Source organism: Rhodococcus sp. IEGM 1307, assembly GCF_030056915.1.
GTDB classification, from domain to species: Bacteria; Actinomycetota; Actinomycetes; order Mycobacteriales; family Mycobacteriaceae; genus Rhodococcus_F; species Rhodococcus_F opacus_D.
In genome coordinates, this window is the sequence record NZ_JASHKW010000012.1 from 55190 (window position 1) to 68795 (window position 13606).

The 13606-nt window shown below is 68.0% G+C and carries 13 protein-coding genes; 7 read left to right on the plus strand and 6 right to left on the minus strand.

All coding sequences use genetic code 11. The annotated features are described in order from the left end of the window. The first annotated feature begins 174 nt into the window (after window positions 1-174). On the plus strand, window positions 175-1704 hold the full coding sequence (locus tag QM841_RS23245) for an HNH endonuclease signature motif containing protein (RefSeq protein ID WP_283333723.1): 1530 nt from the start codon (window positions 175-177) through the stop codon (window positions 1702-1704). Here the strand turns inward: QM841_RS23245 and QM841_RS23250 are convergent. The 3 genes from QM841_RS23250 to QM841_RS23260 are packed head-to-tail and all read right to left on the minus strand — an operon-like array spanning window position 1601 to window position 4399. Further along, window positions 1601-2812 (minus strand): cytochrome P450, encoded by a 1212-nt coding sequence (locus tag QM841_RS23250; RefSeq protein ID WP_283333724.1) that lies wholly within the window; start codon window positions 2810-2812, stop codon window positions 1601-1603. The genes QM841_RS23245 and QM841_RS23250 overlap by 104 nt on opposite strands. A 14-nt stretch (window positions 2813-2826) precedes the next feature. Beyond that, window positions 2827-4191 carry an NAD(P)/FAD-dependent oxidoreductase gene (locus tag QM841_RS23255; protein WP_283333725.1) on the minus strand — a complete coding sequence of 455 codons (1365 nt, stop codon included), beginning with the start codon at window positions 4189-4191 and terminating at the stop codon, window positions 2827-2829. Then, window positions 4181-4399, minus strand: coding sequence for a ferredoxin (locus QM841_RS23260; protein WP_005251142.1), 219 nt, complete (start codon window positions 4397-4399; stop codon window positions 4181-4183). The genes QM841_RS23255 and QM841_RS23260 overlap by 11 nt, the downstream gene beginning before the upstream one ends. Before the next feature lie 359 nt (window positions 4400-4758). Here QM841_RS23260 and QM841_RS23265 point away from each other — a divergent pair, with 359 nt between their 5' ends. After that, window positions 4759-5043, plus strand: coding sequence for an ANTAR domain-containing protein (locus QM841_RS23265; RefSeq protein ID WP_280780564.1), 285 nt, complete (start codon window positions 4759-4761; stop codon window positions 5041-5043). On the opposite strand, the gene QM841_RS23270 is transcribed toward QM841_RS23265, so the two are convergent. Next, the gene (locus QM841_RS23270; protein ID WP_280780563.1) at window positions 5040-5381 is read right to left on the minus strand and encodes a TraR/DksA family transcriptional regulator; all 342 of its coding nucleotides are present in this window, start codon (window positions 5379-5381) and stop codon (window positions 5040-5042) included. The genes QM841_RS23265 and QM841_RS23270 overlap by 4 nt on opposite strands. 83 nt (window positions 5382-5464) lie before the next feature. Here QM841_RS23270 and QM841_RS23275 point away from each other — a divergent pair, with 83 nt between their 5' ends. Beyond that, window positions 5465-6226 (plus strand): class I SAM-dependent methyltransferase, encoded by a 762-nt coding sequence (locus QM841_RS23275; protein ID WP_283333727.1) that lies wholly within the window; start codon window positions 5465-5467, stop codon window positions 6224-6226. 1 nt (window position 6227) lies between these two features. Here QM841_RS23275 and QM841_RS23280 read toward each other — a convergent pair whose 3' ends face one another. Continuing rightward, entirely contained in the window at window positions 6228-6767 is a 540-nt protein-coding gene (locus QM841_RS23280) for a DinB family protein (protein ID WP_283333728.1), read from the minus strand. A gap of 41 nt (window positions 6768-6808) precedes the next feature. Continuing rightward, window positions 6809-7828 carry an Lrp/AsnC family transcriptional regulator gene (locus QM841_RS23285; RefSeq protein WP_283333729.1) on the minus strand — a complete coding sequence of 340 codons (1020 nt, stop codon included), beginning with the start codon at window positions 7826-7828 and terminating at the stop codon, window positions 6809-6811. 128 nt (window positions 7829-7956) lie between these two features. On the opposite strand from QM841_RS23285, the gene QM841_RS23290 reads away from it, so the two are divergent. The 4 genes from QM841_RS23290 to QM841_RS23305 all read left to right on the plus strand — a co-directional run bounded on the left by QM841_RS23290 (window position 7957) and on the right by QM841_RS23305 (window position 13561). Then, a complete protein-coding gene (locus tag QM841_RS23290; protein ID WP_283333730.1) occupies window positions 7957-9201 on the plus strand; it encodes a M20 metallopeptidase family protein in 1245 nt (414 codons plus the stop codon). After that, on the plus strand, window positions 9198-10514 hold the full coding sequence (locus tag QM841_RS23295) for an MFS transporter (protein ID WP_283333731.1): 1317 nt from the start codon (window positions 9198-9200) through the stop codon (window positions 10512-10514). The genes QM841_RS23290 and QM841_RS23295 overlap by 4 nt, the downstream gene beginning before the upstream one ends. Before the next feature lie 92 nt (window positions 10515-10606). Then, window positions 10607-11752, plus strand: a complete 1146-nt coding sequence (locus QM841_RS23300; protein ID WP_283333935.1) for a lipase family protein — start codon at window positions 10607-10609, stop codon at window positions 11750-11752. A 93-nt stretch (window positions 11753-11845) separates the two neighbouring features. Continuing rightward, a complete protein-coding gene (locus QM841_RS23305; protein ID WP_502943284.1) occupies window positions 11846-13561 on the plus strand; it encodes a sigma-54-dependent Fis family transcriptional regulator in 1716 nt (571 codons plus the stop codon). Window positions 13562-13606: the final 45 nt, after the last annotated feature.

Below are 13606 nucleotides of genomic sequence, written 5' to 3' on the forward strand. Positions count from 1 at the left end.
ATGAGTCTTGCTTGCAACGGTTCTGGCGTACTGAATTTTGTTTGTCCTCCGGCGGGGGTGCATGTCCACGCGCCTGCCGGCTCTGAGCGGCTCGTGTATGTCGCGGTGTCGAAGCGGTAAGGCCGTCGGGTTTCGCGTCCGAAACTTGTCGGACCCCCGCGATACTATTCGCACATGAGTTCGACTGGGGGGTCGGTGGGTAGCGGGGTGGCGGAGCATCTGTTGAATGTCGCTGCCGCTGTCGACGAGCTGCTCGATGCCGGGCTGGCCGAGTTGTCGGACTCCGAGCTCGTCGAGGTGATGCGCGGAATGGAGCAGTGCCTTCGCCGTGCGGAGTCGGTCTCACACCGATTGGTCGTGGAGAGCGTGGAACGTTCGGTCCCGGCGAGTCTGGGGTATACCTCGCCGAAGAAACTCCTGATCGACGTGCTCCGGATCTCGGGCGCGGACGCGTCCGCCCGCGTCACCGCCGCCCGCGAGCTCGGGGTGTGGCACACTCTCGCTGGCGTTCCGATGCCACCGGTGTTGCCGGAAACCGCTGCGGCACAGAGCGACGGTGACATCGGCACGGATCATGTGCGGGCGATCGCGAAGGTGATGCGCAAGATTCCCCACGCCGTCGACAACGACGCGGTGGCCGACGCCGAGGCCGTACTGGCCACGTTGGCGAGGAGCGGAACCCCGGAGGATGTGGAGCAGGCGGGGCATCGGCTGCTGGCATACCTGAATCCGGACGGGAACCTTGGCGACGACCGCGACCGGAAACGCCGACGGGGCATCTCGATCGGCCGGCAGGACACCGAACTGATGTCGAGAATCTCCGGTGAACTCGACCCCGTCGCGCGGGCGATGCTCGATCCGATCCTCGCAAAATGGGCGCGGCCCGGAATGAACAATCCGGACGATCCCGACTCACCGGCCGGTGACGGCGAAGACCCGTCGATCGATCGTGACCTGTTGGCGGCGGCGGCCGCCCGCGATACCCGCACCGCAGCGCAGCGCAATCACGACGCCTTCAGCGCAGTGTTCCGGGCGCTGCTCGAGTCGGGGGTGCTCGGCCGGCACCGGGGTCTACCGGCCACAGTGATCGTCACGATGACACTCGAGCAGTTGGAGCAGGCGGTCGGGGGCCTGGCCACGACAGCCACAGGTGGGGTGCTCCCCATCGCGGACGCATTGGCGCTGGCCGAGGAGGCGCATCCGGTGCTCGCGCTGTTCGACCATGCGGGTCGTCCACTGCACCTGGGGCGGCGGCGTCGTCTGGCCAGCGCCGATCAGCGGCTCGCCCTGATCTCCTCGGACGGGGGTTGCACCCGGCCGGGGTGCTCGGCACCGGCGAGTCTGTGTGCGGTGCACCATGTCACGGACTGGCACAAGGGCGGACACACCGACATCGAGGGTCTCGCCCTGGTCTGCGACACCTGCCACGCTCAGGTCAACGACGGTCCGGCCGGGTGGGCGACGAGGTCCGCGCCCCGCCACTCCGCATACGCCGGCCGAACCGAATGGATCCCGCCACCACACATCGACCCCACCCGAAGACCCCGCATCAACCACCGACATCACCCCGGTGAGTTGATCGAGGATGCGCGGCGGCAGCTCACCCACAGTCCACCAGCAGGTGCCGGGGACCTCGCAGCACCGGGTTGGGCCGGTAGGGCGGCGGGTCCTCGACGAGGCGCGGATTGGGGAGGCGGCGGATGAGTTCGGCGAGCGCCATTTGCCCCTCGAGGCGGGCGAGGGGTGCGCCGAAGCAACTGTGGATGCCGCTGCCCAGACCCACGTGCTGGTTGTCCGCGCGGTCGGGAACGAACTTGTCGGCGTCGACGAAACGTTCGGGATCACGATTCGCCGATGCCAACGCGAGGACGAGGGGCGAACCCTTCGGGACGGTGACACCGTCGATTTCGATGTCCACGATCGGCGTGCGCTGGCCCAGGAGATGCACGGGCGGTTCGAAGCGGAGCAGTTCCTCCACGGCCTGCGGCATCAACTGCGGTTCGGCGCGAAGACGTTCGAGAACGTCGGGATTGCGCAGCAAGGTCAGCATGCCGTTGGTGATGAGGTTGACGGTGGTCTCGTGCCCGGCGATGAACAGCAGGATGGAGTTGGTGACCAACTCGACGGTGTTCAACTGACCGTCGGGCCCCGAATCGTTGGCAAGCCCCGACAACATGTCGTCACCGGGTTCGCGGCGACGGTCCTCGATGAGACCTGCCATGAACATGGCCATCTCCATCTGAGCCTTCTGCGCCACCTTCACCTGATCGTTGTCGGCGCTGGCACGCCGCGGGTCGATGGCTGTCACCAGCGCGTCGGCCCAGGCGTGGAACCGGGGTTCCTCCTCGTGGGGCACCCCGAGTAGTCGGCAGATCACGGTGACGGGGAAGGGGTACGCGAAGTCGTCGACGATGTCGATGCGCTCCTTACCGTCCAGCCCGTCGACCAGCTTCGTGACGAGTGCGGCGAGTTCGCCACGCATGGAGTCGATTCGGTCGGGGCTGTGCGGCGGACCGAACTGCCGCGTCGTCAGTCTGCGTAGTCGATCGTGCTCGGGCGGATCGAGTTTGAGGAAGGACTCCGGCCCCTCGCCGGCACGATCCGATCCGGGGAGTCCCGGTCCGCGGTTGTGCAGGTCGGAGCTGATCCGCGGGTCGTGCAGGAGTGCCTTCACGTCGTAGTACCGTCCGACGAGGTAGGAACCGTTGTCCTGCGGCGCCACCCGAGTCTCACGAAGTTCCTCGTACAGCGGATACGGATTCGGCCGGCTCGCCTGGTCGGTGATCCGCTGGAACAGCTGCGCACGCGACATGGACACTCTCCCTGTTACTTCGGTAGCGAGACGAACTCGACGCGACGTTCGGTGGGCAGATGGCCGGTCACCGCGACGGTGGGGCCGTGGCTGAGAACGGCCGGGTCCGGCAACTCCGACGCACGCACCTCGAACGGCTCCTCCCGGTCCATGACATCGAAGTCGGGGGGAAACGCCGCGGCAGACTCGATCAGTCCCCGGTAGAAGTCGAGCCACTTACCCTGATTGAACGCCACAGCGGCCGTGACGCGTCCGCGGAAGCCGTATGCCGCCACGAAACGCCGGTCGGCGACGGACCCCTGCGTGATCACCACCTGATCGGAGTAGGTGGGGATGCCCACGGACTTGATGTTGACGCCGAACTGGCTGGACCAGAACGCCGGAATCTCGAGGTGCGGCCGCCGGCGGAGACCGTCGTGGATCATGTTGTGCGCCGCCACCTCGGCCTGACCGATCGCGTTACCCCAGTGCTCCAATGCCAGCAGCTGGTAGTCGTAGAGCGGATGCGGTTGCCGCGCAACGTCGCCGGCGACGAACACGTTGTCGGTGACGATGCCGTTGATGTCGAACGCCCGGCAACCGGCGTCGCACGTGACTCCGCGGGGCCCGGCGGCGAGGCCGGAGCCGAACAGCCAGTCGGTGTTGCGGATACTGCCCTGCGCGACGATCGCCACGTCGACGTCGAGTGTGGTCCCGTCCGACAGATGCGCACGGCACAGCTGCCCGTTGCCGTCCCCGTCGAGCCCGGTCACCGTGACCCCGGTGCGCAGGTCGACGCCGTGGTCGCGTTGCATGTCGGCCGCGACCGCCGCCACCACTCCGCCGAGCGCGCCGACCAGCGGTGCCGGGCCGCGTTCGGTGACCGTCACAGACAGCCCGCGTTCCCGGCACACCGACGCGATCTCCGAGCCGGTGAACCCGGCCCCGATCACCAGGACATGACGTGGTCCGGCGGACAGTCGCTCGTTCAGCCGGCGTGAGTCGTCGCAGGTTCGGATGGTGAAGACGCCGTCGAGTGCGGCCTCGGACGAATTCGACCACGGCCTGGCGCGGACGCCGGTCGCGATCAGCACCTTGTCGAACTCGACGGTGTCGCCGTCGCTGAGAACCACCCGGTTGTGCTCCAGATCGAGACTGGTGGCCCGCACGCCGAGCCGCCACTGCGCGTCGAGGTCCGGGCGGAAGGGCAGCGCCGCGTGGTCGGGCGGCATGATTCCGAGGAGCACGGCCTTCGACAGCGGGGGCCTGTCGTACGGCTCGTAGGGTTCGTCGCCGATCAGGGTGAGGGAACCGTCGAAGCCCTGCCCCCGCAGTGCCTCCGCGGCGCGCAGGCCCGCGAGCGACGCTCCGACGATGACGATCCGCACGTCACTGCCCATCGTGTCGGTCGGGGATGTCCGTGGTGATGGCATGCACCGGGCACGCGGCGGCGGCTTGCGCCACGTGGTCGCGTTCGTCGTCGGTGGGGCCCGCGTCGTAGAGAAGAGCCTCTTCTCCGTGCAGGGTGAAGACGCCGGGTGCGAGGAACACGCACTGCGCGTAGCCCTGGCACCGATTGAGGTCGACGACGAGTTTCACGTCAATCATCCCGATTCTGAACAGTTCTGGTCACACGGGTCCACAGGACTGCGCGGCGCACGGCCGTCCGATCGCGTCGGGCGGAGGGCCTCCACCCGGAAACCAGTATTACGGAACGGCCAGTCTGTTCGGTTTCGATCCGCTGTTCTGGAGCCATTCAGAAATGTCGTGCCGCCCGCCCCCTACCGACGGGTAGAACCCTGGAGTAGTAACGCGAGTTACAAGTATCTTGCCGGAGTTCGTATCCTGCTGGCGAGAAACAACTTTCGGACACGGTCTCGATTCGGCAACACGGACGTCCGGATCGTGATGTGATGTGATGACAAGAGACCGGCAACGCCCAGTGGCGACACCTCAGAGGCGGAAGATTGACGATCGAAGCTCACCGCGACACCCGCGCGACACGGCACCTGTCCGCTTTGGACGCTGCAGTACAGATCCTGACCACCGCGCGCGGTAGCTCGTACAGCGCGGACCAGGCCTTCGACGAACTACTCGACTCCTCCATGCGGCATCAGGTCGATGTCGGGGATCTGGCGGAAGCTCTCGCCGACCTCGCCGACGGCGTGCACCCCGACGCCGACGACCATCGACGGGCACGGGACGTGGCCACCCGGGAATGGGGAGCCCTCCTGCCCGGCGACACCGGCTAACCGGCGCAGTCGATACAGGTCTGCGCGGCAGGCAGCGCGTCGAGTCGCACATCGGCAATCGGCAGACCGCACCGAATGCAGAGACCGTACGTCCCACGGTCGAGTCGCTGCTGCGCCGCCGCCAGGTCCTCGACCTCGCGCCTCGCGTCTGCCAGTAGAGCCGACACCTGGGCCCGTTCGAAGGCGATCGTCGAGCCCTCGGGGTCGTGTTCGTCGTCGTCCGTGGTGAATTCCGACCCCTCCACAATTGCGGTGAAGCGGCCGGTCAGCGAGGCGATGCGGCGTTCGGCATCGGCGCGTTCCTCGGCGATTCGGGTGCGGTGTTCCGGCACGGTCATGCCTGGATCAACATCGGCGAGGGTCCGGTGCTTCCCTGATAATCCGCTCGATCGATCCGGGACTTTCTGACAGGCTTCCCGGCATGGCACGCACATTCGAGGAGTTGGTGGCCGAGGCGGAATCCGTGTCGGTGGACGGCTGGGATTTCTCCTGGCTGGACGGCCGGGCCACCGAACAGCGGCCGTCGTGGGGGTATCAGCGTCTGATGAGTGAACGCCTCGCGCGCGCGGACGCCGCTCTGGACATCCAGACCGGGGGAGGGGAGGTCCTCGCCGGTGCAACGACGATGCCTCCCGTGATGGTGGCGACGGAATCGTGGCCGCCCAACGTCGCGAAGGCCACGGCGCTGCTGCATCCGCTCGGTGCGGTCGTGGTGGCCGACGCGGACGAACCGCCGCTGCCGTTCGCCGACGGCGCCTTCGACCTAGTGACGAGCAGGCATCCCGCGACGGTGTGGTGGGACGAAATCGCCCGCGTCCTGCGACCCGGAGGCACGTACTTCTCGCAGCACGTCGGGCATGCGAGTGTCTTCGAACTCGTCGAGTACTTCCTGGGGCCGCAACCGGAGAAGGTGCGGCGTGGCCGCCACTACGAGGACGAGAGTGCGGACGCGCAGGCCGCCGGTCTCGACGTCGTCGATCTCCGCTTCGAATCTCTGCGGATCGAGTTCTTCGACATCGGCGCCGTCATCTACTTCCTGCGCAAAGTGATCTGGATGGTGCCCGGCTTCACCGTCGCGGAGTACCGCGAACGTCTGCGGGAACTGCACGACCTGATCGAGGCGGAGGGGCCGTTCGTGGCCCACTCGACCCGCTTTCTCATCGAGGCCCGCAAACGCGGCTGACTCAGCCCATCGACTTCGACCCGTCGAGAGCCTCCCTGATGATGTCGGCGTGCCCGGCGTGCTGGGCGGTCTCCCCGATGATGTGGAGCAGGACCCGGCGCGCGGACCAGCGTGATCCCGGTTCGAACCACGGCGCCTTCGGCAGCGGATGCGAGATGTCGAGGTCGGGCAGCGAGGCCACGATCTCGTCGGTCCGGTGCGCCACCTTCGCGTAGCGGTCGAGGACGTCGGCCAGCGTCTCGTCGTCGCGGAGGGTGAACTCCTTCTCGCGATCGTCGGTGCCGGTGCCGTCCGCGGGACCGCCACGCACGGCGTCGGTGCCGCGCACGATGAAGTCGGCCCACACCCGTTCGACGTCCGACACGTGTTTGACGAGTCCGCCCAGGCACAGTTCGCTCGCCGTCGTGCGCTGGGCCGCCTGTTCGTCGGTGAGGTCCCGGACGGTGTAGCGGAGGAAGTAGCGGTGTTTCGCCAGCGACTCCAGCAAGTCGGCGCGCTCGCCGGTAGTCGACGATTTCGCGGTAGAGGTCACGGTGATCACCTGCTCCAGCCGGTCCGATGATGCGCATTCGACCGGAGCGGTCAGTTGCCGTGCACGGTGACATAACCGGTCGCGCGGCCGTGGGTGTCGAGTTCCCACCCCATCCGCTTCCGGGACCGGAGCGTGACCGACGAGTCGATGATCTCGAGGCTGGGGGCCCGGCTCTCCAGCCACTCCTGCACCCGCAACAGGTCGGGCAGCGAAGGCACCCACATGCTGACGAGGAAGTTCGCGGGTCCGGTGAGCGACATGCACAACCTCAGTTCGGGCCGGGCGTTGACGATCTCGACGACTTCCCGGTGTGCACGCACGGGCAGGCGACACCACCACGTGACGGTGATGGGCCACCGCGTCGCGTCCTGGGCCACGTCGCAGCGCAGCACCACGGCCCGGGAGCGCAGCAACCCCGCGAGCTGTCTGCGAACCGACGACGCGGGCCGGTCGATGACCGAGGCGATCTCGCGCGCGGATGCCCGGCCGTTCCGGGTGAGTTCGCGGACGAGCGCGCGGGCGACCTCGTCGGTCAGGCTTTCCGGCCGCGCCGATCCGGACTGCGGAGGGGTGTTCTCCAGTGCGGCGATCGCGGCGGACTGTGCCGTGTCCAGGGAATCGAGGCGCCAGCGGCTGCCCTCGGCGTGGAGTGCGGTGCACGTGTGGGTCCGGGTCGAATTGACACTCGGGTGGCGGGGCAATTCCTCGAGCACCAGGTCCGACAATTTGTGCAGGGATCCCGTCTGCACCGTCAGGATGAGGTCCCGCCCGCGCGCCGCATGCTCGATCGACGCCACCCGCGGGTCCCGGGTGAGCGCCTCGACCAGTGCCTTCGTGCCGCTGAGATCGCACGTCACCTCGATCATGGCGGTGAACGCACCGGCGCCCGTCATCGGCGCGGGGTACGCGGTGATCCAGGCCAGTCCGCGTTCGGTGATCGACTCCCACCGCCTCGCCAGCGTCGCGGACGTCGTCCGCAGGATCGGGGCGAGCTCGGACCACGTTGCGCGTGGACGAATCTGCAGTGCATGAATGAGCGAAAGCTCGGATTCTGTCAGCGTTTCGCTCATAAAACCTTCCATCAATCGGCGCAGATGATCGTTTTCGACGATCTCGGCGGTCCGTCGCTGTGCGGATCACAGCATATGACCACCGACGCATTCGGTCGAGAAAGTGACCACCGACATAAGGGAGAGCAATGAATCTCGTGGACGACGCCCGCGCCCTCCAGGGCGACCTCGTGCAGTTGCGTCGCGTGCTGCACCGCGAACCGGAGGTCGGACTGAACCTGCCGCGCACGCAGGAACGTGTCCTCGAGGCGTTGGCCGGCCTGCCGCTCGAGATCTCGACGGGAACGAACACGACGTCGGTGACCGCGGTGCTTCGCGGCGGCAGGCGCTCGATCGACGCCGCGCAGACGGTGCTGCTGCGCGCCGACATGGACGGACTCCCGGTCACCGAACAGACCGGACTCGACTTCGCGGCACAGAACGGCGCCATGCACGGATGCGGGCACGACCTGCACACCGCCGCGCTGGTCGGCGCCGCCCAACTGCTCAGCCGTCATCGCGACCAGTTGGCGGGCGACGTCGTCCTGATGTTCCAGCCCGGTGAGGAGGGGTGGGACGGCGCCAAGGTGATGGTGGACGAGGGTGTCCTCGACGCCGCCGGCCGCCGCGCCGACACCGCCTACGGCATGCACGTCTTCTCCTGCCAGAAGCCGCAGGGGCGATTCTTCTCCAAGGCGGGGACGCTGCTCGCGGCGTCGTACAAGCTGACGGTCACGGTGCGCGGGGCGGGTGGACACGGATCGTCCCCGTCGACCGCCCGGGATCCGATCACCGCGATGGCCGAGATGATCACGTCGCTGCAGATGATGATCACCCGGACGTTCGACGTGTTCGACCCCGTCGTGGTGACGGTCGCGAACGTGCAGGCCGGGTCGCGGCACAACATCATCCCCGACGATGCGCGGTTCGAAGCGACGGTCCGGTGCTACTCGCCCGCCACGTATGAGAAGGTGCCGGCGGCGCTGCGCCGGGTGCTCGAGGGGGTGGCGTCCGCGCAACGGGTCGAGGTCGACGTCACCGTGGCCCCGGAGTTCCCGATGACGATCAACGACGTCGACGAGGTCGCGTTCGGTGCCGAAGTGGTCAGCGACCTCATGGGCGAGGACCGATACGAGACGGTCACGCACCCGATGGCCGGGTCCGAGGACTTCTCCTACGTCCTGCAGGAAGTGCCCGGTGCGTTCATCGGACTGGGCGCGTGCATGCCCGGCGCCGATCCCGCTGCCGCTCCCATGAACCATTCGCCCCGAGCGCAATTCGACGACGCGGTGCTCGCCGACGCCGCCGCCATCTACGCCGGACTGGCCGTTCGACGGCTGGACAAGGCCCGGTCCGACAATGCTGCTGTGGCGGCGGGGAGCGACGCACGATGACCGAGATCGCCACCGAGAGCGGGACCGTGAACACCGTCCAGCAGAGATCCGAGCGCTGGGAGAAGACCCGCGCGATCGTCGGCGTGGGCACGGGCAACGGGATCGAGTACTTCGACTGGACCGTCTACGCGACGTTCGCCGCGTTCTTCGCCCCGCAGTTCTTCCACACCGGCTCCGCGGTCTCCGACCTGCTCGCGTCGTTCGGCGTCTTCGCCGTCGGATTCGTCGCCAGGCCGTTCGGCGGTCTGCTGTTCGGCTGGCTGTCGGATCGGCGGGGACGCAAGCTGTCGATGACGCTCGCCGTCGGACTGGCCGCGGTCGGCAGCCTGATCATCGGTCTGACCCCGACCCATCAGACGATCGGTGTCGCGGCGGCGGTGGTCCTCGTCGTGGCGCGCCTCGCGCAGGGCGTCGCGCACGGCGGTGAATTGCCCTCCGCGCAGACCTACATCGTCGAATTCGCGCCGACGGCCCGGCGTGGACTGTGGTCGAGTCTCATCTACATCTCCAACACCACCGGAGTCGTCGTCGGCACGCTTCTCGGCGCACTGCTCACGACGACGCTGAGTTCGGAGCAGATGGCCGACTGGGGGTGGCGGGTGCCGTTCCTGCTGGGCGGCGTGCTCGGGCTGTTCGTGCTGTGGATGCGGTCCCGGATGAAGGAGACCGAAGTCTACGAGGAGTCGGGTGACGAGACGGCGAAGCAGTCGATGTGGCAGCTGTTCCTGGCGCACCGGCGGCAGGTGTTCCAGATCCTGTTCTTCACGGTCGGCGGCACCGTCGTCTACTACGTGTGGGCCGTGTCGGCGCCGGCGTACGCGATCACCGTCCGGGGCATCGATCCGTCCGGCGCTTTGTGGGCGGGGGTCGGCGCGAACCTCGTACTGATTGCGTCGCTGCCGTTCTGGGGTGCGTTGTCGGATCGGATCGGACGCAAACCGGTGCTGTACATCGGCAACGTCGGTATCGCTGCCCTGCTGTTCCCGCTCAACGCCATGATCGGGCACAGCGCGGTCACGCTGTTCATCGCGATGGCGATCGCCCTGTTCGTGATGGGCGCGATCCTGTCCGTGATGCCCGCGATGATGGCCGAACTGTTCCCGACCGGATTACGTGCCGCCGGTGTCGGAGTGCCGTACTCGATCGGTGTGGCAGCGTTCGGCGGGACGGCCGCATACGTCGAGACGTTCTTCGCCGACCGCGGTACGCCGGAACTGTTCGAGTGGTACGCGCTCGCGCTGGTCGCGGTCTCGATCGCCGCACTGTTCACGATCCCGGAGACCCGGGGACGGGATCTCGCGTCCCAGACGTAGCGCACGTGAGTGGCAAAGTGTGCTCCCGCACGCTTTGCCACTCACGTGCGGGGAGGCTCTATCTTGAAGCGGTGAAGACACACTCGGTACGTATGGCGCGAGCCGCGGCAAGTGTCGCGATCGCATCTCTGACGGTGGGCGGCACCTGCCTCGCCTCCCCGGCCGCGTTCGCCGACGAGGCCGAACGCGCGCCGGGGAGCGTCGTGGAGGTCGAGCCGCTACCGGCCGACCTCTGGATCCCCGGCGCTGCCGACGCGCAGCGAATTACCTACTGGTCGATCGGGTCCGACGGGAGCCCCGCACTCAGCAGCGGCGCCGTGTACGTGCCATCGGGGGAGGCGCCCGACGGGGGATGGCCGGTGGTCGCGTGGGCGCACGGCACGTCCGGGCTCGCGGACGACTGTGCTCCCTCGCTCGTCGGTCCCGCGCTTCCCGAGCGTGACTACCCGTATCTCGGACGCTGGCTCGAGCAGGGATATGCCGTCGTCTCCACCGATTACGTCGGCCTCGGCACACCCGGTGTGATGCCGTACCTCGACGGAAAGGTCGAGGCGCACAGCGTCGTCGACTCGGTGAAGGCCGCCCGCGCCGTCGACGAGTCCCTGTCGAACAAGTGGGTGGTGGTCGGCCAGTCGCAGGGTGGCGGTGCCGCGATCACCACCGCCCGCTACGCCACCGAGTACGGCGGCGAGACGCTCGACTACCGCGGGGCCGTGGGAACGGGTGTGCCCGCGAACATCGAGCTGACACTGCTGCCGCTGGGCCCGGGGGTGCCGCCCACGGCGATCCCCGCCGGCCTCACGTCGTACCTGTTCTACATCCTCGCGGGACTGCGGTCGGCGCACCCCGAGATCGACCTCGACTCGTATCTCACCCCGCTCGGCGCCCGATACGTGGACGCCGCGGAGCAGCTGTGCGTCAACGACCTCCACGACGCCGCGGAGGGTGTGGTGGTCGGCGACCTGTTCAGTAAGCCGCTGAACCAGATCCCGAACTTCCATGGGCTGCTCGTGGACTACATGGGCGTCCCGACGAGTGGGTACGACCGTCCCCTGTTCATCGGGCAGGGGCTCACCGACATCGACGTGCCCGCGCCCTCGGCGTTCTCGCTGGTCGCGGCACTGACCGCCAACGGTGAGCCGGTCACGTTCAAGACGTATCCGACCGACCACAGCGGCACTCTCGTCGATTCGCAGGCCGACACCATCCCGTTCGTGCGGGGGCTGTTCGACGAGTGAACCCGGCACTGTCCAGATTCCGGACAGTTGCTCGCCGCGCCCACAGGCACTATGGCGTGGGTCACACTGGGTGGGTACGTTCGGGTGTGAGTCGTGCACCGGTGCACGACCCGACCCGCGCGCGGCAAGGAGTCGAGGTTGGAGTTTGGCGGCATGACCGGGCACGCGGCGATGCGGCCGGAGATCGCGTTGTCCTGGAAGCGTTCGGCGCTCAGCGGCCTGGAACCGAGTTCGACGCCGACCGGTGACCCCTGCTCCGACCTGGACAAGTCCAGCCGGCTGCTGCAGGCGGCCCGGCCCGTCCTCGACGAGATGGAACAGCAGATCCAGGGCACCGGATTCTGTGTCCTGCTCGCCGACCGCGACTGCCGCATCGTCGCCCGGCTCTTCGACGGCCCCCGACTCGAGCGCCTGATCGACGGTGCCGGGGCGGTGCTGGGTTCGCGGTTCGGCGAGGACTGCGTCGGGACCACCGCGCTGGGGACGCCGATGGAGGTCCGGCGTGGAGTCGTGATCCACGGCGAGGAGCACTACCTCGAGCGGTTCAAGGACCTCAGCTGTTACGGACACCCGATCGTCCATCCGGTGACGCGCCGCGTCGAGGGCATCCTCGACATGACGGGCGTCGCGTCGCGCGCCAACCCGCTGTTCGCCCCGTTCCTGGCCCGCGCGGCCGGGGACATCGAACGACGGCTGCTCGAAGGGTCCCGGGTGTCTCAGCAGCGGCTCGTGGACGCGTTCCAGCGGGTGTCGCCGCAGAATCAGATGGCGGTCACCGCGATCGGCGAGGACATCCTGCTCAGCAATCGGGTGGCGCTCGACCTGCTCCAGGTGTCCGATCACGCGACGCTGCGAGGACTTGCCGCGGACCTGCGTCCGGAGCAGTCGAAGACGGTGCGCATCCAACTGTCCTCGGGCGAACCGGCGTTGGTCCGCGCCGACCGCGTGGCGGGCACGGACGGCGGGGCCGTGTTCGTCGTCCGACCGGACCGCCGGACCAGCACCCCCATCCGGCGCGGCAAGTCCCCGTCGAGTTCCGTCGTCGAACGCAGCAGGTCGGAGTTGTCGCGGCTGCGGGAGACCCGGGATCCGGTGGTGATCAGCGGAGAACCGGGAACCGGCAGGACGACGGCGGTTCGTGATCTGGCCGGCGACCGGTCGCTCGTATGTATGGACGCCGCCGCCATCGCCCTCGACGGCGCCGACGCGTGGATCGACCGACTTCTCACGCTGGCGGCCGGACCCTCCGCGGTCCTGGTGATCGAGGAAGTGCAACTGCTGCCCGAGTCGATGCTGCCGCTGGTCGTGAAGATGCTGGCGGCCGACGCGGGGCCACGCATCGTGATGACGAGTTCCCCTCTGGGTGACCTGCCGCCGGGCGTGGCGGGTCTGGTGGGCCGCTGCCCCGGACAAGTGGTGCTTCCGCCGTTGCGACAACGCAGCCGCGAATTCGCCGACATCGCGCAGGGGATCCTCGATTCCGTCGATCCCGGTCTCCGGCTCACCGCGAGCGCGCTCGACGCTCTGATCGCCCGCGACTGGCCGGGCAACATCGCGGAACTGTCCGTCGTGCTGCAGGCTGCCGCGGGCAGGCGCAGCAGCGCGAACATCGCCGTCGTGGATCTACCCGACCAGTATCGGACGCCGACACGGGTGTCCCGGCTGGCCGGCCGCGAGCGCGCCGAACGGCAGGCCATCGTCGACGCACTGCAGGAGTGCGGCGGCAACAAGGTGCATGCCGCGGCCGCGCTGGGCATCAGCCGCAGCACGCTGTACGTCCGGATCCGAGCCCTCGATATCACCGTCTAGCTGCAGTTTCATCCACCGATCCGCGACCGTCCGGAGGTGTCCGAA